The sequence below is a fragment of the Paraburkholderia lebeckiae genome, from assembly GCF_050436225.1.
Classification (GTDB): Bacteria; Pseudomonadota; Gammaproteobacteria; order Burkholderiales; family Burkholderiaceae; genus Paraburkholderia; species Paraburkholderia tuberum.
This window is the reverse complement of the sequence record NZ_JBNDLU010000001.1, coordinates 1881678-1906103: the sequence shown is the minus strand read 5'-3', so window position 1 is coordinate 1906103 and position 24426 is coordinate 1881678. Positions and strand designations below refer to the sequence as shown.

Genomic DNA, 24426 nt, shown 5'->3' with positions numbered 1-24426 from the left:
GCGTTACGCCTGTGCCGGGCCGAACATCAATTGCGTCGCCTGCGCGTCGTCGTCGCCGACCCACACCGCGAACGCCGTGAAGTTGTCGTGATTCGTGCTGGCGCTCGCGCGCACCTGTTGCGCGAGCGCGTCGAGCCAGGCGCCCGGTGTCGCCGCATGAGCCAGCGCGTCGGCGATGCCGGCGTCGTCGGCGTACTCCCACAGGCCGTCCGTGCAGATCAGGAAAGCGTCACCGTCATGCAGCGCGAAGGTACCGTCGACGCCCGCAATGGATAGTGCGTCGCGCGTGCCCAGCGCCGCATACAGCACGTTGCGGCGCGGATGATGACGCATCTCCTCCTCGGCGAGCAGCCGCGCGTCGACCATCTGCTGAACCATGCTGTGGTCGCGCGTGCGCGCGCAGATCTCGCCGTGGCGGAAACAGTAGAGGCGGGTGTCGCCGCAATGGGCCCACGCGGCCGTCGCGCATTCGCGGTCGATGGCGAGCACCACGGCCGTCGAGCGCATGTCTTTTTCATTGCCTGTGCCGCGCAACTGTTCTTCGACGATGTTCTCATTGGCATGCGTGAGCGCGCTGATCAGCCGGTCGCCCGTCGGCGGCAACTCGGCAACGGTCAGGTAGCGCAAATCCGCCAGCACCGAAGCGACCACGAGGCGCGAGGCGGTGTCGCCGCCGCCGTGTCCGCCGGCGCCGTCGGCGACGACGCAATAGTAGAGCCGTTCGCTCGACCAGTCGCCGAACGAATCTTCGTTGCGCGGGCGGTCGCCTCGGTCGGTCAGGCTCGCGGTGGCAAGTTGCACCGTTGACCTCTCATATGCTCGTGGTCTGTCGAGCTCATTCCTGCGCGTGCGACTGCGCGGACAGAATGCCCAGAACCAGCAGGATGACGATGCGATTGCCCGGCGAGATGTCGATGCCGAGGTTGTGCTCGATCCATCGGCCGATTTGCGTGCGGGCGAAGTCGGCGGGTATCGAGCCTTTTTTCAGCGTGACGCCAAGTTTGCGCGCCCGGTAGTGATACGACGCGACGCCGTAACGCGCGGCCACCTGCGACAGACCGCCTTTCTCGTTCGACAGCCAGCCGAGACTGCCGGCGAGCAGCATGCGGTCGGCGTCGTCGAGCGAAGCGATGAAATGCGACGCGGATTCGCGTACCTCGGCTTCGTGCAGACCGTATTGCAACAGGACCGAGCCGATCGGATCGGGATGAAAAGCCGTTTGCCGGTCGATTTCGAGCATCACGTCGCCTTCGTCGAGCGACACGTTGCGCTGATGGCTCGCGCTGCGCAGACAGTCGATCAGATAGCGGCGGAAATAGGCGCACACGGCATGGCTGGTCGAAGGCGCGCTGTGCAGCGGGAAAGTGGGCAATGCCGTCGGCGCGGTATCGAGGCGGAACACCTTGAGATAGAGGAACTGCGAGATCAGTTCTTCCTTGTCCTCGCCCAGCGCCTGCAATTCCGACGGATGGTAGCCGGTCAGCGCGCGGCGCACGATCGTATAGATCGACGCCATTTCGTCGTGGCTGAGGCAGGTGCGGCGTTGCCACAGGTCGGGCAGTGCGCTTTCTCCAGCGTGGTCGGCAATTGCAGCGCTTTGGATATCTGCCACTTTTCACCCCGAGGTGGTGAGCCCCGCTTCTTCAGGGCGGAGCCCGGCTGCTGACACTACCCATTTCGCCGCGTTTGTGGTGCGCCGGTTTCCTGTCCCCAATGAATCCGGCACTCGCTTTGCCGCCATATCGGGCAGATGCGTATGCCAAACACTTGCAATACCGGCAATTCCGCCCTGCAAGCGGCGCGTGATTGGAAAACAGACTTAGTCTATTGGCACGTTTTATTTATTACAAGTTAAAACTTAATATGTTATTCACCGCCTTGACGACGGGTTCTATCGCTATCAGGACTAACCCTAAACGCCATGTAAGCGCCTACCGGCAATCCGGGGAGGTCAAAATTTTTAAAAAATCCGAGCAGCTGATTCGTTTACCTAGACATCGGGATATCTCGCCAATCGACCGTCCTGAAAGGGCGCGCTGCTGAGGTCGTAAGACGACCGGCCGAGCTTGTGACGGGTAATGGTGCCGGAACGAAATGTTAAAACGTCTTAAGTGTTTATGGAGTTGAATGGTATTACATATACTACTTCGCTTAATTAAACAAAATCGTTTCTATTGCTATCCGGCTTTGATTTTCCGGGCTGCGTGCTATTCTCATATCGGATTGCCGCCGAGAAAGGACAACGCTCGCTAAAAACATCGCAATAGCTGGCGAAGGCAATCTAATTAGAGTTAACACGTATTTCCGGGAACGTTGATTCCCGGCGGGCAAGGGCAACCCGTACCGGTCACTTACGGTGCGTCGAGACTACTCATCCGAGACCGATACCAGACATGGCCACGCTTCTCGCGGGCGAAATGCTTGCCGATATATCAGCTGCCAGTCCATGCGGGGACGACCTCGAGTACGACCCTGACTTCCTTGCGCTCGAGCAGGTCGTCCACGGCAAGCCGGAGGTGCAGTTCGGCGAGACCATGGTCGCCGCCACGCCACCTGACTGGAAAGTGGCCGAAGCGCTATCGCTCGATCTGCTCGCAAAAGGCCGCGACTTGCGCGTCGCGGTACACCTGACGCGCGCGCTGCTCAATCGCCGAGGTTTCTCCGGCTTCGCCGAGGGCCTCGCGCTCGTCGAAGGCCTGCTCGAACAGCGCTGGGACCATGTCTATCCACAGCTCGATCCCGACGACGACAACGATCCGACCGCCCGCGTCAACGCGCTCGCCGCCCTCGTTGAACCGTCCGGCATGCTGGTGGACGTGCGCGACGCACCGCTCGCGTCGTCGCGCGCGCATGGTGACGTCAGCTTGCGCGACATCGAATATGCGACCGGCGAAGTGCCGCTGCCCAAGGGCGTCGAGGCGGCGTCGCTGAGCTCGATCGACGCGGTGATCGCCGACGCCCACGAAGACGCCGCCGAAGCGCACACGGCCTTGCTCGCGGCCACGCATAGCGCGATGCGCATCGAGACGGTATTGACCGAGCGTGTCGGCGCGGCGCGCTCCATCGATCTGTCGCCGCTATCGAGGCTGCTGCGGCGTGCGGCCGACTTTCTCGGCGAGCGTCTCGATGTCCCGGACGGAGCGCAGCAGGCATCGCCGAACGGCGACGTGACCCCGGGCGAAAGCGCCGGCGCGGCGCCCGCACCCGTGCTGCTGTCCGGCGACATCACCGACCGTCAGGACGTGATTCGCATGATCGACAAGATCTGCGCGTACTACGAGCGTCACGAACCCTCCAGCCCGGTACCGCTGCTGCTGCTGCGCGCGCGCCGGCTGGTCGACAGGAACTTCATGGAAATTCTGCAGGACCTCGCGCCCGAAGGCGTGCGCCAGGCCAGGCAGGCCGGCGGTATCGAAAACGAGTGAGCAGTCAGGCGGGGATAGGCTTTTTCGCTTCTAGCAACGCCAGTCATGCGCCGCGCTGCTCGCGGCCGTGAGGCGTCAACCAGGGGAATGGTCGTGGCCAAGGAAAGCAGCCAGAAATTCATCGCGCGCAATCGAGCGCCGCGAGTTCAGATCGAGTACGACGTCGAAGTCTACGGGTCGGAGAAAAAGGTCAATCTGCCCTTCGTCATGGGCGTGCTGGCCGATCTCTCCGGTCAGCCGGCGGATCCGCTCGCGCCGGTGGCGGATCGAAAGTTTCTCGAGATCGACGTCGACAACTTCGACGAGCGTCTGAAGTCGATGAAACCGCGCGTCGCCGTGCAGGTTCCGAACGTGCTGACCGGCCAGGGCAACCTCGCGGTCGACATGACCTTCGAGAGCATGGACGACTTTTCGCCCGCGGCGGTCGCGCGCAAGGTGGACGCGTTGTCGAAGCTGCTGGAGGCGCGCGGCCAGTTGCAAAACCTGCTGACCTATATGGACGGCAAGACCGGCGCCGAGGAACTGATCGCGAAACTGCTCAACGATCCTGCGTTGCTGCAGTCGTTGGCGTCCGCACCGAAGCCGCAGCAATGAGCGTGATCTACAGGGGAGTCTGACCATGGCTGAACCTAGCACCCAAGGGCAAGCGCAACCCGGCGAGGCGTCGCTTGAAACGAGCGATTTCGCGAATCTGCTGCAAAAGGAATTCAAGCCGAAGAGCGAGAAGGCGAAGGAAGCCGTCGAGACGGCGGTGCGCACGCTCGCCGAACAGGCGCTGCGCGATACGAACGTGATTTCGGGCGATGTGCTCGCGACGATCGAATCGCTGATCGCGCAGATCGACGAGAAGCTGACCGCCCAGATCAATCAGATCATCCACTCGGAAGAGTTCCAGAAAGTCGAGAGCGCGTGGCGCGGCTTGCACTATCTGGTCAACAACACCGAGACGGACGAGACGTTGAAGATCCGCGTGATGAACGTATCGAAGGGCGATCTGTACAAGACGCTCAAGAAGTACAAGGGCACCGCGTGGGATCAAAGCCCGATCTTCAAGAAGCTCTACGAAGAGGAATACGGCCAGTTCGGCGGCGAGCCGTATGGCGCGTTGGTGGCCGATTATTACTTCGACAACGGCGGGCCCGACGTCGATCTGCTGACGCAGATATCCAGGATCTCGGCCGCCGCGCATGCGCCGTTTATCGCCGGCGCCGATCCCGCTGTCATGCTGATGGATTCATGGCAGGAGCTGGCCAATCCGCGCGACCTGACGAAAATCTTTCAGACGCCTGAGCATGCCGCGTGGCGCTCGCTGCGCGAATCCGAGGATGCGCGTTACGTCGGTCTCGCGATGCCGCGTTTTCTCGCGCGCGCGCCGTATGGCGCCAAGACCAATCCGGTCGAGGAATTCGATTTCGAGGAAGACACGGCCGGCGCGGACAGCGGCAAATACGCATGGGCCAATGCCGCCTATGCGATGGCGAGCAATATCAACCGCTCGTTCAAGATGTACGGCTGGTGTTCGCGGATTCGCGGCATCGAGTCGGGGGGCGCCGTCGAGAACCTGCCGGTGCACGCGTTCCCCACCGACGACGGCGGCATCGACATGAAGTGCCCCACCGAAATCGCCATTAGCGATCGCCGCGAAGCCGAACTCGCGAAGAACGGCTTCATGCCGCTCGTGCACAAGAAGAACTCCGATTTCGCCGCCTTCATCGGCGCGCAGTCGCTGCACAAGCCCGCCGAGTTCGAAGACCCCGATGCCACCGCGAACGCGAACCTGGCCGCGCGTCTGCCTTACCTGTTCGCCTGCAGCCGCTTCGCTCACTACCTGAAGTGCATCGTGCGCGACAAGATCGGCAGTTTCAAGGAGAGGGACGACATGCAGCGCTGGCTGCAGAACTGGATCCTTCAGTACGTCGACGGCGATCCGGCGCACTCGACGGAAGAGTCCAAGGCACGACGCCCGCTCGCGGCCGCCGAGGTGGTCGTCGAGGAAGTCGAAGGCAATCCCGGTTATTACACGTCGAAGTTTTTCCTGCGTCCGCACTACCAGTTGGAAGGCCTGACCGTATCGCTACGGTTGGTTTCGAAGCTTCCGTCCGCCAAGGCGGCATGACGGAAATCCCCATTGAGTGACGAATTGCTTTGAGCGGAGAAGAAGATGGCCATCGACATGTTCATGAAGCTGGGCGATATCAAGGGCGAGTCGCAGGACAAGACCCACAAGGAAGAAATCGAAGTGCTCGCGTGGAGCTGGGGCTTGAGCCAGAGCGGCACGATGCACATGGGCACGGGCGGCGGCGCCGGCAAGGTGTCGGTGCAGGACCTGTCATTTACCAAATACAGCGACAAGGCGAGTCCGCCGATCATGGCAGCCTGCACCAAAGGCACGCACATCGACACGGCGTTGCTGACGGTGCGCAAGGCAGGTGGCGACAATCCGCTCGAGTACTACAAGATCACGTTGAACGGCGTGCTGGTCAGCTCGTATTCGACCGGCGGCTCGGGCGGCGAAGAACGCTTCACCGAGAACGTCACGCTCAACTTCGAAAAATTCCATGTCGAGTACCAGCCGCAAAACGCGAAGGGCGAGAAGGAAGGCGGGGTGGTCGAAGTGAAGTGGAACATCCCCGCCAACGCGACTACCTGATCGGCTGACCGCAAAGGGCGACTGCACTGCGGCGGTCCTGCCGTCGCAGTGCGGCGGCGGGTGGGACGACTCGAGCCAGACCGGAGCGAACCGGCATGAACGCAGAAGAATGCTTGCGCGAAGGCGATCTCGACGGATGTCTGCGCGAATTGCAAAAGCAGGTTCGCAAGGATCCGTCGAAAGCCGCCTATCGCGTCTTTCTATTCCAGGTGCTCGCGGTGACGGGCGCCTGGGATCGCGCATTGACGCAACTGAACGTCGTCGGCGAACTCGACGCGGCCGCGTTGCCGATGGTGCAAACCTATCGTGAAGCGTTGCAATGCGAGGCGCTGCGCGAAGCGGTTTTCAAAGGCGAGCGCGCGCCGCTGATCTTCGGCGAGCCGACCGGCTGGCTTGCGTTGCTCCTCGAGGCATTGCGGCTCGACACCGCGGGCGATAGCGGCGCGGCGGCCGCCGCGCGCGCGCGGGCGCTCGACGAGGCGCCCGCCACCGCCGGCGCATTGAACGGCGAACCGTTCACGTGGCTCGCCGACGCCGACAACCGGCTCGGCCCGACACTCGAAGCCGTGCTGAACGGCCGCTATTACTGGATTCCTTTTTCGCGCATCAAACGGATCGAAATCGAGCCGCCGTCCGACCTGCGCGACCGCGTCTGGATGCCGGCCGTTTTCACGTGGGCCAACGACGGCCAGGCCGCCGGTCTGATTCCCGCCCGCTATCCGGGCACGCTCGCCGAGCCGAATCGAGCGTTGTGGCTCGCGCGCCTGACCGAATGGATCGGTGACGATCCCGTGCTCGCACGGCCGGTGGGACAGCGTATGTTCGCCTCCGATGCGAACGACTACGCGCTCTTCGACGTGCGCACCATCGAACTGACGAGCGGCGACGCGCCTGCCGAACAGGACGGCGCGGCCGTGCCGGATCATGGCTGAACTGACCGCGCGTGATCGCCTGCAACCGTCGCTGCTCGACCGGCTGACCGATCTCGAACCGGAGGCGAAGCAGGAAGCGCGCGAGCGGCGCGTTCTGTCGATGCGCGCGCTGCGCGAAAGTGTGCAGCGCGACCTCGGTTGGCTGCTGAACGCGAATGGCCTCGCGTCGGTGCAGGATCTGAGCGGCTATCCGTGTGTCGCGACATCCGTGATCAATTTCGGCCTGCCGGACATTGCCGGCAAGACCGCCTCAGGCATCGATCCGTCGCGGCTCGAGCGGCTCGTGCGCGATGCGATCTGGGCGTTCGAGCCGCGCATTCTGCGCGAAACCGTGCGGGTCAGTTCGATGCAACTCGAAGAGACGACCGGGCGCCACAACACCGTGTCGTTTCTGGTGGAGGGCGATCTGTGGGCGCAGCCGTATCCGGAGCGGCTCTACTTCAGGACCGAACTCGACCTGGAAGTCGGCGAAATCCGCGTGATCGACCAGGGCGGGCCGCGCTGAAGCCATGAATCCAGACCTGATCAAATACTACAGCCAGGAACTGCAGCATCTCCGGGAGATGGGCGGCGAGTTCGCGCGCGAATTTCCGAAGATCGCCGGGCGCCTCGGACTGGAAAACCTCGAATGCGCGGACCCCTACGTGGAGCGTCTGCTCGAAGGCTTCAGTTTCCTCGCGGCGCGCGTGCAACTGAAGATCGACGACGAGTTTCCGCGCTTCACCCAGCATCTCGCCGAGCTGGTGTACCCGCATTACCTCGCGCCCACGCCGTCGATGGCCGTGGTGCAGATCCAGCCGGACCTGACCAGCTCCAATCTTGCGGACGGCGTGCGAGTTTCACGCGGCAGTACGCTGCGCAGCGTGCTCGACAAGAACGGCTCGACGCGCTGCGAATACCGCAGCGCGCACGAACTGAGGCTTTGGCCGCTCGAAATCACGGAAGCGCGGTTTTTTACGCACGCGGGCTCGCTCGGTGGCATCGACAGCGCGCTGCCGGCGAGCATGGCGGCGGGCGCCGCTATCAAGGCCGGCCTCAGGCTGCGCCTACGCGCCACCGCCGGTCTGAGAATCAACCAGTTGAAACTCGACCGGCTGACGCTGTATCTGCGCGGCGCGGACGGGATGGCCACGCGTATCCACGAGCGTCTGCTCGGTTCGGTGAGCGGCGTCGTCGTGATGCCGGCCAAACGTCCGGCGTCCTGGCATGTGCAGTTGCCGGCGAGCGCGCTGCGGCCGCTCGGGTTTGCCGACGATGAAGCATTGCTGCCTGTCAGCCGGCAGTCGTTCCAGGGCTACCGGCTGTTGCAGGAGTATTTCGCGTTTCCGCAGCGCTTCATGTTTCTCGCCATCGACGGTTTGCACGCGGCGTTGCGGCGTTGCGCGGACACCGAAATCGAAGTCGTCGTGTTGCTCAAACGCGGTGATCCGCTGCTCGAACAATCGCTCGATGCCAATAATTTCGCGCTGCATTGCACGCCCGCGATCAATCTCTTTTCGCGGCGTACCGATCGCATCGCGCTGTCGGACGAACAGTTCGAATATCACGTGGTGGCCGATCGCACCCGGCCGATGGACTTCGAGATCTATCAGATCGAGAGTGCGACCGGCTATAGCGCGGGTGCCGGCGGCGAGCAGCGCTTTGAGCCGTTCTATCACGCGCGCGATCTCGGCGCGACGTATCGCGCCGGCGCGTACTACCAGGTGCGCCGCGAAAAACGTCTGCCGTCGGCGCGTCAGCATGAGCGCGGCCCGCGCACGAGCTACCTCGGCAGCGAGATGTTCATCGCGCTGGTGGACGCGAGCAATGCGCCGTTTCGCGCTGACCTGCGGCAACTCGGCTTGCAGGTGCTGTGCACGAATCGCGACCTGCCACTGACGATGCCGGTCGGCGTCGGCCCCGCCGATTTCACGCTCGATGTCGAAGCGCCGGTGCAGAGCGTGCGCTGCGTGAGCGGCCCGAGCCGGCCGCTGCCGTCGTATGCGCACGGGGCCGTGGCGTGGCGGCTGTTGAGTCACCTGTCGTTGAACTACTCGTCGCTGCTCGATAACGATGCACAGGAGGGCGCCCGCGCGCTGCGCGATCTGCTCAGTCTCTACTGTCCCGCCGACGAGATCGCGAGTCAGCGGCTGATCGAAGGCGTGCGCTCGATCGATTCGCGCTCGGTGACGCGACGCTTGCCGGGCGCGGGGCCGATCGTATTCGGCCGCGGTCTAGAAGTGACGCTGACGCTCGACGAAGCCGCGTTCGAAGGCGCCGGCGCGTTTCTGCTCGGTGCCGTGCTCGCGCAATATTTCGCGCAATACGTATCGATCAATTCGTTCACCGAGACCGTCGTGAAGACGCTGTCGCGCGGCGAGATCATGCGCTGGCCAGCGAGGGTCGGACAATGCCGGACGCTCTGACACTGTTGCGCCGGCTCGAAGACGATGCGCGCCGCTTCGACTTCTTCCAGGTCGTGCGGCTGCTGGAGAATGCGTATGCGGACAAGCCGCGCGTCGGCGAGTCGATGCAGCCGCGCGACGATGCGATCCGTTTCGTGCAGGAGCCCGAACTGGTTTTCCATCCGACGACGCTCGGTGACTTCACCCCGGCCGGCGAGCATCACGCCGCGCGCCTCGCGGTCAAGTTCTTCGGCCTGCTCGGGCCGCACGGTCCGTTGCCCACCCATCTGACCGAGTACGCTCGCGACCGCGCCCGCAACGCGAACGATCCGACCTTCGCGCGCTTTCTCGATGTCTTTCACCACCGGATGGTGTCGCTGTTCTATCGCGCGTGGGCCAATGCGCAACCGGCCGTGAGTCTCGACCGTCCGGGGCGTGATCGCTTTTCCTTTTATGTCGGCAGCGTGTTCGGGCTGGGCGAGCCGACGCTGCGCGATCGCGACGCGGTGCCCGATTTCGCCAAACTGCACTTCGCCGGATTGCTGGGCGGGCCGACCCGTCCGGCCGCCGGTTTGAAACTCGTGCTGGCGCGTTTTTTCAACCTGCCGGTCGACATCGAACAGTGGGTCGGCCATTGGATGACGCTGCCCGCGAATTCGTTGTTGCGCCTGGGCGCAGCGGACGGTTCGGCCGCGCTCGGCGTGTCGACGCTGCTCGGCGCGCGCGTCTGGGATTGCCAGCATAAATTCCGCATCGTCATCGGCCCGTTGAGCCGCGCTGATTACGAGCGCTTCCTGCCGGGCGGCGAGAGTCTGAAGCGCCTCGTCGACTGGGTGCGCAATTACGCGCGCGACGGGCTCGATTGGGATCTCCGGCTGGTGCTGAAACAGGAGGAGGTGCCACGCCTGAAGCTCGGGCGCCACACGCGGCTCGGTTACACCACCTGGACGCTCGGCCACCCGGCGCGCGGCGATCAGCGTCAGCTGGTGTTGCGGCCGACCGGTCCGGACGGCCGTTCACGGATTGCTGTGGCGGCGCCGCCATCGACATCATCGAGGGAATAGAAAAATGGCCGAGATCAAACGGGCAGCGTTGTTCGGCAAGCTGAACAAGCTCGGATTCCGCGCAATCGAGAGCGCGAACGTGTTTTGCAAGTTGCGCGGCAATCCTTATATCGAGCTGTCGCACTGGTTCCACCAGATCCTGCAACTGCAGGACTCCGACCTGCACCGCATCGTCAAACACTACGGGCTCGAGCCTTCCGCGTTGGCGCGCGATCTGACCGAAGCGCTCGACCGTCTGCCGCGCGGTTCGGCTTCGGTGACCGACATCTCGTCGCAAGTCGAGGAGGCGGTCGAACGTGGCTGGGTGTTCGGCTCGCTGATGTTCGGCGAGTCGCAGGTGCGCACCGGCCATCTGGTGGTCGGCCTCTTGAAGACGCCATCGCTGCGCAACGGGCTCTACGGCATCTCGCGTCAGTTCGAGCGCATCAAGCTCGAGTCGCTCGTCGACGACTTTCACGGCCTGCTGCGCGAGTCGCCGGAAGCGGCGATGAGCGCGAGCGATGGTTTTCGGGCGGGCGGCGCGCAGCGCGAAGGCGGCGACGCGGACACCACGGGCGGCCCGGTGCCGGCCGCCGCGCTGGGCAAGCAGGAAGCGCTGCGGCGCTTCACCACCGATCTGACTGAACAGGCGCGCAACGGCAAGCTCGACCCGATCGTCGGGCGCGACGAGGAAATTCGCCAGGTGATCGACATCCTGATGCGCCGCCGCCAGAACAATCCGATCCTGACGGGCGAAGCGGGCGTCGGCAAAACCGCGGTGGTCGAAGGCTTCGCGCAGCGCATCGCGGCGGGCGACGTGCCGCCGTCGCTGCACGACGTTCAGTTGCGCACGCTCGACGTCGGTCTGTTGCAGGCGGGCGCGAGCATGAAGGGCGAGTTCGAGAACCGCTTGCGGCAGGTGATCGAGGAAGTGCAGGCGTCGGAAAAGCCGATCATCCTGTTCATCGACGAAGCGCACACGCTGGTCGGCGCGGGCGGGGCGGCCGGCACCGGCGACGCGGCGAATCTGCTGAAGCCGGCGCTCGCGCGCGGCACCCTGCGCACGGTGGCCGCGACCACGTGGGCCGAATACAAGAAGCACATCGAGAAGGACCCCGCACTGACGCGACGCTTCCAGGTCGTGCAGGTCAGCGAGCCGGACGAGACCCGCGCGATCCTGATGATGCGGGGCGTCACCTCGACGATGGAGCAGCACCACAAGGTGCAGGTGCTCGACGAAGCGCTCGAAGCCGCGGTACGGCTGTCGCATCGCTACATTCCGGCGCGGCAGTTGCCCGACAAGGCGGTCAGCCTGCTCGACACCGCCTGCGCGCGCGTGGCGGTCAGCCAGCATGCGACGCCCGCAGCGGTCGACGATTCGCGCAAGCGGATCGTCGCGCTCGAAACCGAGCTGGCGATCATCGGCCGAGAAAGCGCGGTGGGCGTCGACACGCGGGAGCGTGAAGCCGCCGCGGCGGAAAAGCTCGCCGCCGAACAGGCGCGTCTCGCCACGCTCGACACCCGCTGGCAGGCGGAAAAACAACTGGTGACGCGGATTCTCGCGCTGCGCGCGCAACTGCGCGGCGAGACCGGCAAGGTGGAAGGCGCGGCGCAAGTGAACGACACGAACGACACGAACAAAGCGAACGAAGCTGCGAACCAAACGGTAGACGAAACAGCGGCCACCGGCGCGACTGACAACCCCGCCAGCGACACCGCGACGCGCGAAGCGCGGCTCGCCGAACTGCGCGAGTTACAGGCGCAGCTCGCGCAGCATCAAGGCGAAGATCCTCTGATCCTGCCGACCGTCGACCAGCAGGCGGTCGCCTCCGTCGTGCAGGACTGGACCGGCATACCGGTGGGCCGGATGGTCCGCAACGAAATCGAAAACGTCCTGAAGCTCGCGGAGAACCTGAACCGGCGCATCATCGGCCAGGCTCATGCGACGGAGATGATCGCGCGGCGCATTCAGACTTCGCGCGCGGGTCTCGACAATCCGAACAAGCCGATCGGCGTGTTCATGCTGGCCGGCACCTCCGGAGTCGGCAAGACCGAGACCGCGCTGGCGCTCGCCGAGGTGCTGTATGGCGGCGAGCAGAACGTCATCACGATCAACATGAGCGAGTATCAGGAAGCGCATACGGTGTCGTCGCTGAAGGGCGCGCCGCCCGGCTACGTCGGCTACGGCGAAGGCGGCGTGCTGACCGAGGCGGTGCGCCGCCGTCCATACTGCGTGGTGCTGCTCGACGAGGTCGAGAAGGCGCATCCCGACGTCCACGAGCTGTTCTTCCAGGTGTTCGACAAGGGCTGGATGGAAGACGGCGAGGGCCGCGTGATCGACTTCAAGAACACGCTGATCCTGTTGACCACCAATGTCGGCACGGATCTGATCACGAGCCTGTGCAAGGACCCGGAGCTGATGCCGGAGCCGGAGGGTATTGCGAAAGCGCTGCGCGAGCCGTTGCTGAAGGTGTTTCCGCCGGCCTTGCTGGGGCGCGTCGTGGTCATTCCGTACTTTCCGCTGTCCGACGAGATGCTCGGCGCGATCATCCGGCTGCAGCTCGGCCGGATCGAGAAACGCATCCGCGTGTCGCACAAGATTCCGTTCAGCTACGACGACGACGTCGTGAAGCTGATCGGCAGCCGCTGCACCGAACTCGAAAGCGGCGGACGCATGATCGACGCAATCCTGACCAACACGCTGTTGCCGCGCATCAGCACCGAGTTTCTGACGCGCATGATGAACGGCAGCCCGGTCACGAAAGTGCAGATCGGCGCGCGCGACGGCGAATTTCTCTATACGTTCGATTGATCGAAAGCGGAGGATGCCTTCTTATGCCGCAACAAGTCAGCATGGGCGCGACGCTGCAATGTTCGTTCGGCGCGGCGCCTTCGACGCTCGTGGTGTTGCCGGTCAACCGGGTGATGGGCGAAGGGCCGCCCGCGGCCAACATCATGGATCACATTCCGCTCGTCAACATCATGCCGTTCGGCGTGTGCAGCTCGCCCGCCAATCCGACCGTCGCCGCCGCGACGGCGGCGGCGTTGGGCGTGCTGACGCCGATGCCGTGCATTCCGGCCACCATGACGCCGTGGACGCCGGGCGCGCCGACCGTGCTGCTCGGCAACCAGCCGTCGCTCGACAACGTGTCGACCTGCATGTGCAACTGGGGTGGCGTGGTCACGATCGTCAACCCGGCGACAGTCAAGACGATGATTCCGTGACATGACCACGCAAAACCCGAACCGACACGTCACCGTCAGTTGCGCGCCTGCCGGCGAGGATCTGCTGTTTCTGCATCTGAGCGGCACCGAGGAGTTGGGACGCCTGAGCGAATGGCGGCTCGATCTGCTTGGCAAGCGCAACGATCTGCAGGCCGGCGATCTGCTCGGGCATGACATCTCGATTGCGCTGTCGTTGCCAGAGGACGGCGAGCGGCAATTCAACGGGATCGTCACGGCGTTCCGGATCGTCGCACCGGGCGACAACACCCGCAACCGCATGGCGCGCTATGAAGCGGTGGTGCGTCCGCGGCTGTGGCTGCTCACGCGCGCGTCGCACAGCCGCTTTTTCCATGAAAAGAGCGTGCTCGATATCGTGACCGGCGTGCTGCAGGACTACAACATCGACGTCAGCAATAAATGCCAGGCGACCTATCCGCCGCTGCAGCACTGCGCGCAATACCGGGAGACCGATTTCGCCTTCGTGAGCCGCCTGATGGAGCACGAGGGCATGTACTACTACTTCGAGCACAAAGGGGGCAAGCACACGCTGGTGTTGACCGATTCGAGCGACGTTCACGGACCGATCGAACACTATGCGTCGATTTCGTACGATGCGTGGTACGAGCCTTCGAACGAGAAGGAATGCGTGTATGCGTGGAGTTCGGGCGCGGAATTGCAGACCGGCAAGTACGAAGTCAACGACTACGATTTCGAAAAGCCCACGTTGAGCAATCAGCAAGGCCTGCTGTCGCGCGCGACGCGGCCGAAAGTCTACGATCCGCCGGTGTACGCGATGCAGGAACATCTGAGCGGCCACGCGCAGTCGAGCGATGGCGACCGCTATGCGAAGGTCGGCATCGAGATCCGTCAGGCGCGCAACGACAGCATTTCGGGCCGATCGAGCGCGCGCGGCATCTGGCCGGGCGGTCAGTTCAAGCTCGAGAATCACGCCTGCGATGCGCAGAATCACGAGTATCTGGTGGTCAGCGCCGCATACGAGATCAATTCGGATGTCTATGTGTCGACGGTGCGCCACGATCCTTCGCTGCCGCTCTTCGACTGCGCGTTCACCGCGTTGCGCAAGGAAAACCACTTCCGCTCGGAGCGGCTGACGCCCCAGCCGGTCGTGGCGGGCCCGCAGACCGCCATGGTGGTCGGCCCGGACGGCGAAGAAATCCTCACCGATAAATATGGCCGCATCAAGGTGCAGTTTCATTGGGAGCAGTTCGCTCCGCCGGCCGATGCCGACGAGCGCATGAAGCGGTGCTGGGTGCGGGTATCGCAGAGCTCGGCCGGCAAACGCTGGGGCACGTTCTTCTTGCCGCGGATCGGTCAGGAGGTGGTCGTCGAGTTCATCGAGGGCGATCCGAACCGGCCGCTCGTGACCGGTTGCGTCTACAACGCGAACACGATGCCGCCGTACGAACTGCCGGCCAATCAGATGTTCTCCACGCTGAAGAGCAATTCGACCAAGGGCGGCAGCGGTTTCAACGAAATGCGTTTCGACGACGACAAGGGCAGCGAGCAACTGTTCTTCCACGCCGAGAAGGACCACGAGACCTGGGTCAAGAACGACATGCTCAGTAACGTCGGCAACGACCGGCATCTGAAAGTGACCGGCAACGAGTTCGTGGCGATCACCGGCGCGCGCCACGACGCCGTGACGGGCGACCAGAACGCCCAGGTCGATGGCAACGCGTCGCTGAAGGTCGGGCAGAAGTTGCAGGAAAAGGTCGGCATGGACTATGCGATCGACGCCGGCATGAATATCCACATCAAGGCGGGCATGAACATCGTGATCGAAGCGGGTGCGAGCATTACGCTGAAGGCGGGCGGCGCCTTCGTGGTGGTCGGGCCGGTCAGCGTGGCGGTGTCGGGCACACCGATCCTGCTCAATTCGGGCGGCTCGGCGGGCTCCGGCAGCGGCTCGTCACCGACCGCGCCGAGCGCGCCCAAAGACGCCGACGACGGAACCAAGAAAATCAAATCGTGAGTGATGCACCTGACCGCTCGTGGGGAGCCAAGTGAACTATCCGATTCTTTCGCTGCGGGTTGCGCGATTCAACGACGAGACGCTGGCCGAGCCGATCGCGATCGCGTTCGGCCCCGCCGGAGGCACGATTGGCCGGGCCAACGACTGCACGCTGGTGCTGCCCGATCAACAACGCGCGATCTCGCGCGTTCACGCGCGCGTCGAGTTTCGCGGCGGCGACTATCTGCTGTGCGATCTGGGCAGCAATCCGAGCGTGCTGAATCAGCGCGCGTTGGGCGGCACGCGCGAGGCGCGGCTCGCGGACGGCGACCGTCTGCTGATCGGTCCGTATCTGCTCGAGGTGTCGATCGGCGAGCAGGCGGCCGGCGTGCGCGGTTTGACGGGCGGGCGTGATCCGCTGAGTGCCGCGCAGGTGCTCAGTGGACCGTTGCCGGCCGATTCGCAAGGCGACGCGTTGCAGATGGGCGCGCTCGATCCACTCGGGCAGCCGGGCTTCGGCGAACCGCAGCGGGTCTCGTCGGGTCCGGGCTTTGCGGGCTCGGAGAGCGATCACGTGTCGCCGGAGTTGCAGGCGTTTTCGGCGCCGCAAGCATCCCGGCCCGACCCCGGCCGGCCTGCCACACCCACGGGGGGCATTCCGGCGGACTACGACCCGCTCGCGGATGCGTTGGCGCAATGGGAAACCCCCGGGCAGCCGGGCAGCCGCTCGCCGGCCGCGCCGCATCCTTCGCACGAGTTGCCGGGGTGGCCCACTGCGCCCGCGCCCGCGCCTTTGGGCGGCCCGACCGGCTTGCCGCCGGGATTGCTCGATCCCGGCGCGGCAGGGTCGGCCGCGACACCGTTCGATGATCTGTTCGGGATACCGACAACGCCGTCGACGCAGTTTGCGCCATCGACCCCTTTGGCTCCCGTGGTACCGGTGGTCGTGCCGGTGGTCGCGCCGCAGACCGCCACCGCGCGGGTGGCTGTACCTGGCGCAGCGCCGGGGCCGTCGTCCGCTGCGCAGCCCGCTTTGGAGCCCGCTTTGGAGCCCGTTGCGCAACAGCTTCAGCAGCCGGCTCCGTCCGCGGGCCCGATCACGTCAGCGCCTGCCGCGCCAGCGCCGAGCGCCCAGCCGACCCCGGTTCGGCACGCCGGCGCCGCCACTTCCGCGAGCCAGAACCCGGCCACCCTGCAGGCGCTGCTCGAAGGCCTCGGCCTCGATCCGTCGCGCGCGCCGAACCTGCCCGAAGCGGAGTTCGCGCGTCTGATCGGCACGATGCTGCGCGACGCGCTGCGCGGCACGATGGGCGTGCTGCGCGCGCGCTCGATGACCAAACGCGAAGCCCGTCTCGACACGACGATGATCGTCGCGCGCGACAACAATCCGCTCAAGTTTTTTCCGGACGTCGACAGCGCGCTGGCGCAGATGCTGACTGGCCGCTCGGCCGGTTATCTGCCGCCGGACGAGGCGCTCAGGCGCGCCTTCGACGATATCGAGGCGCACGAGCTCGCGGTGCTCGCCGGCATGCGCGCGGCGCTCGCGCATGTGCTCGGACGCTTCGATCCCGCTTCGATCGAAGCGCAGCTGAAAGACCCCGGCGCGCTCGAAAAAGTGCTGTCCAACCGCAAGGCGAAACTGTGGGATTTGTTCGTTGAATTGCAGGGCGCCGTCGCGCGCGAAGCCGACGACGACTTCCAGAGGCTCTTCGGTCAGGCGTTCAATGACGCATACGAGGCCCAGATCGACGAACTGCGTGCGGCCCGCGAGCGTCAGCCGAAGCATCCCGCCGATCCCACCTAGAAACGTTTGAACGAGACAACATGTCCTGGAACAGCAAAGTCATCTGGTCGGAGGGGATGTTTCTGCAGCCCCAGCATTTGCAGCAGCACGACCGCTATCTGCAGCGGCAACTGGAGACGCGCGCGGCCGGCCTGCGTCCGTACAGTTGGGGCTTTACCGCGCTGGAGATCGACGAGTCGCTGCTCAAGCTCGGCAAGCTCGCGCTGCTGTCGTGCTCCGGCGTGATGCCGGACGGCACACCGTTCGATCTGCCCACCGACGATGACTTGCCCGAACCGCTGGAGATTCCCGAAGGCACCCGCAACATGCTGGTCCAACTGGCGCTGCCGGTGCGCAGGCCGGGTGTCGCCGAAACCGGCAACGACGCCAGCGAGGAGAACTTCGCGCGACACCGCGTCGCCGAATTCGACGTCAGGGACAGCAACGATCCGAATGCCGGCGCGGCGTTGCTGCAGATCGGCAAACTGCGCGTGCGTCTCGCGCTCGCTCCCGAAGTGGCGAATGCCTACACCGCGCTCGGCGTCGCGCGCGTGCTCGAGCGTCTGCCCGACAACCGCGTCGTGCTCGAAAACGACTACAGCCCGCCGTGTCTCGACTATCGGGTGGCGCGCCGTCTCGCGGCGTTCGTCGACGACCTCGTGGGCCTTCTGCATCAACGCGGTGAAGCGCTGGCCGGACGCCTTGCACAGCCCGGCGTGACGGGTGTCGCGGAAGTGGCCGATTTCCTGTTGCTGCAGTTGATCAATCGCCACGAGCCGCTGGCCGCGCATCTCTCGACGATGACAGGTTTCCATCCCGAGGCGCTGTACCGGGTGGCGGTGCAGTTGGCCGGCGAGCTGGCGACCTTCAGCCAGGCGTCGAAGCGGCCGCCGGCGTATCCGGTGTATCGCCATGAGTGGTTGCGCGAAACCTTCGCACCGGTGATCGACGACATTCGCGCGTCGCTGAGCATGGTGATGGACCCGCACGCCGTGGCGATCCCGCTCGAAGAGCGCAAGTTCGGCTTGCGCGTGGCGATCGTGCCGGACAAGACACTGTTTGCCGGCGCCACCTTCGTGCTCGCGGTGCGCGCGCAAATGCCGGCCGAGCACATCCTGACCGGCTTCGCGCCACAGGTGAAGATCGGCCCGATCGAACGGATTCGCGATCTCGTCAATCTGCAATTGCCGGGCGTCGGCCTGCGCGCGTTGCCCGTGGCGCCCCGGCAACTGCCGTTCCATGCGGGCTTTACCTACTTCGAACTCGATCGCGGCAACGAACTGTGGAAGCAGTTCGCGAATTCCGCGGGCATGGCGTTGCACGTCGCCGGCGACTTTCCCGGACTGACGATGGAGTTCTGGGCAATTCGCCGCTGATGCATTGATTGAGGAAGTTCATCGTGAGTCCAGACGAACCGCGTGGCCCCGCCGACGATCCCGGCGCGACGATTCTGATTCCGACACCGGGCGGCGCGCGGGCGGCGTTCATGGCGGCCGCGGCAACGCCCGCGCCGATGCTGCCCGCCGGCGGCGGTCTGAATCCGCTGTTGCGCGCGGCCAACCCGCTGATCGAACTGGCGCTGCCGTTGCGGCAGTTGCCGACCCATCCGAATGTGGAAGACCTGCGCAACCAGCTGATGCAAATGGTGCGCAACTTCGAGACGCAAGGCCGCGCCAACGGCATCGACGACGAGAAGCTCGGCGCCTCGCGCTATTGCCTGTGCACGTTCCTCGACGAAGCGATCGCCAGCACGCCATGGGGGGCGGGCTTGTGGGGCAGCCGCAGTTTGCTGGTGACGTTCCACAACGAGGCCTCGGGTGGCGAGCGCTTTTTCCTGATCCTGCAGCGTCTCGCGCAGAACCCCGCGGCCAATATCGACGTGCTCGAATTGATCTACGTGATTCTCGGCCTGGGTTTCGAAGGACGTTACCGTCTGATCGACGGTGGCCGCACGCAGCTCGACACGATTCGCGAACGCCTCGAACAGATGATTCGCGGCCAGCGCGGCGCGGCCGAACGCGATCTGTCGCCGCACTGGCTGCCGGTCAAGGTCGAACGCAAGCCATTGCTGCAACTCGTGCCGTTGTGGGTGGCGGCGGCAATCGCCTGCCTCGTGCTGGTGATCGTCAATCTGGTGTTGAGCTTCAGGCTCAACGACATGTCCGACCGCGTGTTCGAAGCGCTGCACGGCATCCGCGTCGCGCCGGCTCCCGTGCTTGCCTCGAAGCTGGCGGCGGCGCCCAAACCTGCGCCGAAGCTATCGCAGTTCCTCGCGCCTGAAATTGCCCAAGGCCTGGTGCGTGTCTCGGAGTTGCCCGACCGGACCGTCGTCACGATCAATGGCGACGGCCTGTTCGGGTCGGGCAGCGCCGATCTGGCCGCGGGTTTCGTCCCGCTCATCCAGCGTATCGGCGACGCGTTGAAGGAAGTGCCGGGCAACGTGGTGGTCGCGGGTCACACGGACAGCCAGCGAGTCTTGTCCGCGCGCTTCCCGTCGAACTGGCATCTGTCGCAGGCGCGCGCCGAAGCGGTGCGCGACATGCTCGCGTCGCGGGCCGGCAACCCGGCCCGCTTCAGCGCCGAAGGGCGCGGCGACGCCGAGCCGATCGCACCGAACGACACCGCCGCGAATCGTGCGCGCAACCGCCGTGTCGATATCACGGTGCTGGCGCCGGGAGCGGCATCGTGAAGGCCTTCGGGATGATTCCGTCGCGGGTGGCGCAGGGGAGCCGGATATGAAAATCTTTGGCTGGCTCAGACGAGCCATCGTGCTGTCGTTGCTCGGCGTGCTCGCACTGTCGCTGATCGTGTGGGTCGAGGGGCCGCTCGTCGCGTACGCGGGTCATGAGCCGCTCGAAAGCAACAGCAGCCGCTGGGCCGCGATCATCGTGTTGCTGCTGGTGTGGGCGGTGTACTGGAGCGTGCGCTGGATCGCGATGCGTCTCGCCAACATCAAGTTCACTCGCGTGGTGGCAGAGGGACCGGCCGAGCCCGCGCCCGGCAAGAAACAATCAGAGGCCGACATCGCCGCGTTGAAGCAGCGTTTCGAAGCCGCCATGGCGACCTTGCGCAAGGCGCGGGTCAAGGGTCGCTTCGGTAGTCAGTACGTGTACCAGTTGCCGTGGTACATGTTCGTCGGCGCGCCCGGCACGGGCAAAACCACCGCGCTGTTGAACTCCGGGCTCAAGTTTCCCCTCGCCGAGCGGCTCGGCAAGCAGTCGATCGGCGGCGTGGGCGGCACGCGCAATTGCGACTGGTGGTTCACCGACGATGCGGTGCTGCTCGATACCGCGGGCCGCTTCACCACCCAGGATAGTTTCGCCGAAGCCGATCAGGCCGCGTGGGCCGGCTTCCTGCAACTGCTGCGCAAGTATCGGCCACGCCGGCCGCTGAATGGCGTCATCGTGGCCTTGTCGACGCGCGACCTGCTGCAACTGTCCGACACGCAACGCGCGCAGCAGGCGCAAGCCGTGCGCGAGCGTCTCAGGGAACTATACGGCAAGCTCGGCATGCGTTTTCCGGTCTACGTGATCGTGACCAAATGCGATCTGCTCGCGGGTTTCGCGGAATTCTTCGACGACCTCGGCCGCGACGAGCGCGAACAGGTCTGGGGCATGACGTTCCCGTTCACCGGGCGAGGCTCAGCGGACGACGCACTGGCCGCATTTCCCGCCGAATTCGACGCGCTGGAAAAGCAGCTGCAAGCCCGCGTGCTGAACCGTATGCAGCGCGAGACCGATGTGCGCCGGCGTGCGCTCGTCTATGGATTTCCGCAGCAGTTCGCGGGTCTGCAAGCCGCACTGAAAAGCTTTCTCGACGAAACCTTCAGTACCTCGCGCTTCGAGGAGTCCGCGTTGCTGCGCGGCGTGTATTTCACGAGCGGCACCCAGGAAGGCCGGCCGATCGATCGCGTGATGAGCGCGGTGGCCTCGGCGCTCGGCTTCCAGCAACAGGTGGTGTTGCCCGACCCGGCGAGCGGGCGCGCGTACTTCATCACGCGGCTGCTGCGCGGCGTGATCTTCGAGGAAGCCGGACTCGCGGGCGTGAACCAGAAGCTGGAGCGGCGCCGCGCCTGGTTTCAGCGCGCCGCGCTGGCGGCGATCGGCATCGTCACGGTGCTGGCGCTGGTTCTGTTCTTCGTCAGCTATCAACGCAATCGCGCTTACGTCGCCGATGTTCGACAGCACGTTGCCGAGTTGCAGAAGCTCGCGCAGACCACCCAGCCGGGCGACAACCCGCTTGCGCTGCTGCCGCTGCTCAATGCCGCGCGCGACCTTCCCGGCGGTTACGCGGACCGCGACAGGAGCGTGCCGTGGCTGTCGCGCCTCGGCCTTTATCAGGGCGACAAGCTCGGCCTCGAAGCGCAGACCAGTTATCGGCGGCTGTTGCGGCAGACCCTGTTGCCTCTGGTCGTGAGCCGCATGGAAGAAGAATTGCGCCGCGGTGACGCGAACAATCCCGACTTCCAGTATGAAGTCTTGCGCGCATATCTGATGCTGGGCGATTCGCTGCACTTCGACGCCGACTCGGTGCGCTTGTGGGCCGATGTCGATTGGCGCCGCGGGCCGTTGCGCGATGCCAGCGACGATCAGCGCAACGATCTCGACGGCCATCTCGCCGCGCTGTTCCAGCCGGCGCGCTTCGATGCATCGCTGCCGCTCGACAAGGATCTGATCGCGCAGGCGCGCGCGACGCTCGCCAAAATGCCGCTGACGCAGCGTCTGTTCAACCGCGTCAAACGCGATCTCGAACAGAGCAGACTGCCGGAACTCAGCGTCGCCGACGCGGCGGGGCGCAATGCCGCGCTGGTGCTCGTGCGCAAGAGCGGCGCGCCGTTGACGCGCGGTGTTTCAGGGGCATACACGCGGGCCGGCTATCAGAAGTTTGGCCAGTTGCGCGACGCGGCGGTGATCGATATCGCGAAGGACGATTGGGTGCTCGGCCGTCAGGAATCGGTATCGACGCCGAACGGTATCGAGGATCTGAAGGGGGGCATCACCCGGCTTTACTACGACGAGTACATCCGCCAGTGGGACGCGTTGCTCAACGATATCGACGTGGTGCCGTTCGACGGCGTGCAGCAGGGGGCACGCGTGGCGAATGTGCTCGCGGCGCCCGACTCGCCGCTGCGCTCGCTGATGCTGGCCGCGGCGCAGGAAACCACGCTGGGCGGCACCAAACCGGGCGGTTCGCTGACGGAGCAGGGCGTTGCCGCGTTGACCAACAAGCTCGATGCGGCCAAAAAGCGCCTCGAGAGCGCGCTCGGCAACCAGCCGGAAGACGCGGCACCGCCCGCGCCGGCCGAACTCAATCCGGTCGACGCGCATTTCCAGGCGCTGCACGAACTGGCCGGCAAACCCGGCGCACCGGGCCCGGCTCCGCTGGACGCGCAACTCGCCGCGCTGAAGGACGCCGCGACCTATCTGGAGGCCGCGGACTCGGCGCGCCGTCAGGGCTTGCCGCCGCCGCCCGGCGATGCGTTGAACAAGCTCAAGCTGGTGGCCCAGGGGTCGCCGCCGCCGCTCGCGACGGTGGCCACCAGCGTCGCGAGCGGGGCGGGGTCGCTGATGGTGGGCGGCGAGCGGGCGCGGCTGAACGCGTTGTGGCAGGCGAACGTCGCGCAGTTGTGCCGGCAGGCGCTCGACGGTCGCTATCCGCTCGTGCGCGGCTCGACACGCGACGTCGCGCCCGACGATTTCGGCAGGCTGCTGAGCCCAGGCGGCCTGATCGACGATTTCTTCCAGAAGAATCTGGCAACGATGGTCGACATGTCGGGACCGCAGTGGAAATGGCGCAGCGGCGTCGATACGCTCGGCATCCCCGTCGACGTGCTCGGCCAGTTCCAGCGCGCCGCGCAGATCCGCGACGCGTTCTTCCGGGCCGGCGGCCGAGACGTGTCGGTGCGCTTCACGGTGAAGCCGCTCACCATCGATCCATCGATTACCCAGTTCACGCTCGACATCGATGGGCAGCAAATGGTCGTCAAACCCGACGCGCCGCAATCGATGGTGTTCCAGTGGCCGAGCGGCAAGGGCACCGGCCAGGCCCACGTCGAGTTCACGCCGGCGGGCAGCGCACCGGCGGCGCGCGCCGACGGACCGTGGGCACTGCTGCATCTGATGGACGATGCGCGTCTGCAACCCACCGCGCAACCCGACCGCTTTCGCCTGAGCTTCGACTCGGATGGCCGGCGCGCGGAGTTCGAACTGGCAGCCAGCAGCATCGTGAATCCGTTTCGCCGTGCCATGCTCGAACAGTTTCGCTGTCCGGATCGGCTATGAGCGGCGAGCTTGCGCAGGAGCCGACATCCGGGCCCGGCTTCTTCGGCAAGGTGCGCACGCATGGCGACTTCGTGGGACGGCGCTTGCCAGTCGAGTTCGTCACGCGTTGGGACGAGCGCTTGCAGGAAGGCATGTTGCTCTCGCGGCAGCGCTTTGGCGCGCAGTGGCTGGAACTGTATCTGAATGCCCCGGTGTGGTGTTTCGCGCTGGGCGCGGGTCTGTATGGCCCGAGCGCGTGGGCGGGCGTTCTGACGCCGGGCGTGGACCGTGTGGGACGCTATTTTCCGTTCACGATCACTGAGGCGATCGACGGCGCCGAACTCGCACGGCGACTGGCCGATGCGCAAGGATGGTATGACCGCTTGGTGGCGCTCGCATTGTCGACACTGACGCAGGAATTCGCCCTCGATGCTTTCGACGCGGCGTTGCGAGCCGAGAGCCTGTTCAATGGGAATCGCGCATCGACGCCGTGGCGGCTCGCCATACCTGATGCAGTCGACGGCGGATTCGCCGCCTTGCTCGAACAGACCGTCGCCATGGGACACGCGGTCTGGTGGAGCGACGGATCGCCGGCCGTGCCGGCTTCGGCGAGAGTTTCCGCGGGCACGACGACCGGCTTGCAGTTTGCGAGTCTGCTCGACGTCGGCACGCAAGAGTGGGATTCGGTGATCGACGTAATTGCGAACCCGGGCGCACAGCAACGGCATCACTGACGTCGCCGCCGCGGGTAA

General features: G+C 65.1%; 18 protein-coding genes. 16 read left to right on the top strand and 2 right to left on the bottom strand.

From position 1 onward, the window contains the following. Positions 1 to 3: 3 nt before the first annotated feature. Positions 4 to 801, bottom strand: coding sequence for a PP2C family protein-serine/threonine phosphatase (locus OKW45_RS08875; RefSeq protein WP_429467311.1), 798 nt, complete (start codon positions 799 to 801; stop codon positions 4 to 6). A gap of 34 nt (positions 802 to 835) precedes the next feature. Further along, the gene (locus tag OKW45_RS08870) at positions 836 to 1612 is read right to left on the bottom strand and encodes a hypothetical protein (protein ID WP_429467308.1); all 777 of its coding nucleotides are present in this window, start codon (positions 1610 to 1612) and stop codon (positions 836 to 838) included. Positions 1613 to 2393: 781 nt separating this feature from the next. Here OKW45_RS08870 and tssA point away from each other — a divergent pair. The 16 genes from tssA (at position 2394) to tagF (ending at position 24408) form a co-directional block, all read left to right on the top strand. After that, entirely contained in the window at positions 2394 to 3425 is a 1032-nt protein-coding gene (gene tssA / locus OKW45_RS08865) for a type VI secretion system protein TssA (protein ID WP_429467305.1), read from the top strand. 87 nt (positions 3426 to 3512) lie between these two features. After that, positions 3513 to 4019 (top strand): type VI secretion system contractile sheath small subunit, encoded by a 507-nt coding sequence (tssB, locus tag OKW45_RS08860; RefSeq protein WP_018422997.1) that lies wholly within the window; start codon positions 3513 to 3515, stop codon positions 4017 to 4019. 25 nt (positions 4020 to 4044) lie between these two features. Further along, the gene (tssC, locus tag OKW45_RS08855; RefSeq protein WP_187616311.1) at positions 4045 to 5541 is read left to right on the top strand and encodes a type VI secretion system contractile sheath large subunit; all 1497 of its coding nucleotides are present in this window, start codon (positions 4045 to 4047) and stop codon (positions 5539 to 5541) included. Positions 5542 to 5586: 45 nt separating this feature from the next. Continuing rightward, positions 5587 to 6075, top strand: coding sequence for an Hcp family type VI secretion system effector (locus OKW45_RS08850; RefSeq protein WP_018422995.1), 489 nt, complete (start codon positions 5587 to 5589; stop codon positions 6073 to 6075). A 95-nt stretch (positions 6076 to 6170) separates the two neighbouring features. Then, positions 6171 to 7007: a type VI secretion system accessory protein TagJ gene (locus tag OKW45_RS08845; RefSeq protein ID WP_429467301.1), complete on the top strand. Its 837-nt coding sequence runs from the start codon at positions 6171 to 6173 to the stop codon at positions 7005 to 7007. Then, entirely contained in the window at positions 7000 to 7512 is a 513-nt protein-coding gene (tssE, locus tag OKW45_RS08840) for a type VI secretion system baseplate subunit TssE (RefSeq protein WP_429467299.1), read from the top strand. Before OKW45_RS08845 ends, tssE begins: the two co-directional genes overlap by 8 nt. A 4-nt stretch (positions 7513 to 7516) precedes the next feature. Continuing rightward, positions 7517 to 9412 carry a type VI secretion system baseplate subunit TssF gene (gene tssF, locus OKW45_RS08835; protein WP_429467296.1) on the top strand — a complete coding sequence of 632 codons (1896 nt, stop codon included), beginning with the start codon at positions 7517 to 7519 and terminating at the stop codon, positions 9410 to 9412. Next, positions 9397 to 10455, top strand: coding sequence for a type VI secretion system baseplate subunit TssG (gene tssG / locus OKW45_RS08830; protein ID WP_429467294.1), 1059 nt, complete (start codon positions 9397 to 9399; stop codon positions 10453 to 10455). Before tssF ends, tssG begins: the two co-directional genes overlap by 16 nt. A gap of 4 nt (positions 10456 to 10459) precedes the next feature. Next, entirely contained in the window at positions 10460 to 13246 is a 2787-nt protein-coding gene (gene tssH, locus OKW45_RS08825; RefSeq protein WP_429467292.1) for a type VI secretion system ATPase TssH, read from the top strand. Between the two features lie 23 nt (positions 13247 to 13269). Beyond that, on the top strand, positions 13270 to 13659 hold the full coding sequence (locus OKW45_RS08820; protein ID WP_018422989.1) for a DUF4280 domain-containing protein: 390 nt from the start codon (positions 13270 to 13272) through the stop codon (positions 13657 to 13659). A gap of 1 nt (position 13660) precedes the next feature. Next, positions 13661 to 15652 (top strand): type VI secretion system Vgr family protein, encoded by a 1992-nt coding sequence (locus OKW45_RS08815; protein ID WP_429467289.1) that lies wholly within the window; start codon positions 13661 to 13663, stop codon positions 15650 to 15652. Positions 15653 to 15683: 31 nt separating this feature from the next. After that, positions 15684 to 17435 carry a type VI secretion system-associated FHA domain protein TagH gene (gene tagH, locus OKW45_RS08810; protein ID WP_429467287.1) on the top strand — a complete coding sequence of 584 codons (1752 nt, stop codon included), beginning with the start codon at positions 15684 to 15686 and terminating at the stop codon, positions 17433 to 17435. 20 nt (positions 17436 to 17455) lie between these two features. Further along, the gene (gene tssK / locus OKW45_RS08805) at positions 17456 to 18790 is read left to right on the top strand and encodes a type VI secretion system baseplate subunit TssK (RefSeq protein WP_429467284.1); all 1335 of its coding nucleotides are present in this window, start codon (positions 17456 to 17458) and stop codon (positions 18788 to 18790) included. Between the two features lie 23 nt (positions 18791 to 18813). Further along, a complete protein-coding gene (locus OKW45_RS08800; RefSeq protein ID WP_429467281.1) occupies positions 18814 to 20103 on the top strand; it encodes a DotU family type VI secretion system protein in 1290 nt (429 codons plus the stop codon). Between the two features lie 46 nt (positions 20104 to 20149). After that, positions 20150 to 23695 (top strand): type VI secretion system membrane subunit TssM, encoded by a 3546-nt coding sequence (gene tssM / locus OKW45_RS08795; protein WP_429467279.1) that lies wholly within the window; start codon positions 20150 to 20152, stop codon positions 23693 to 23695. After that, positions 23692 to 24408 (top strand): type VI secretion system-associated protein TagF, encoded by a 717-nt coding sequence (gene tagF, locus OKW45_RS08790; RefSeq protein WP_429467276.1) that lies wholly within the window; start codon positions 23692 to 23694, stop codon positions 24406 to 24408. The genes tssM and tagF overlap by 4 nt, the downstream gene beginning before the upstream one ends. Positions 24409 to 24426: the final 18 nt, after the last annotated feature.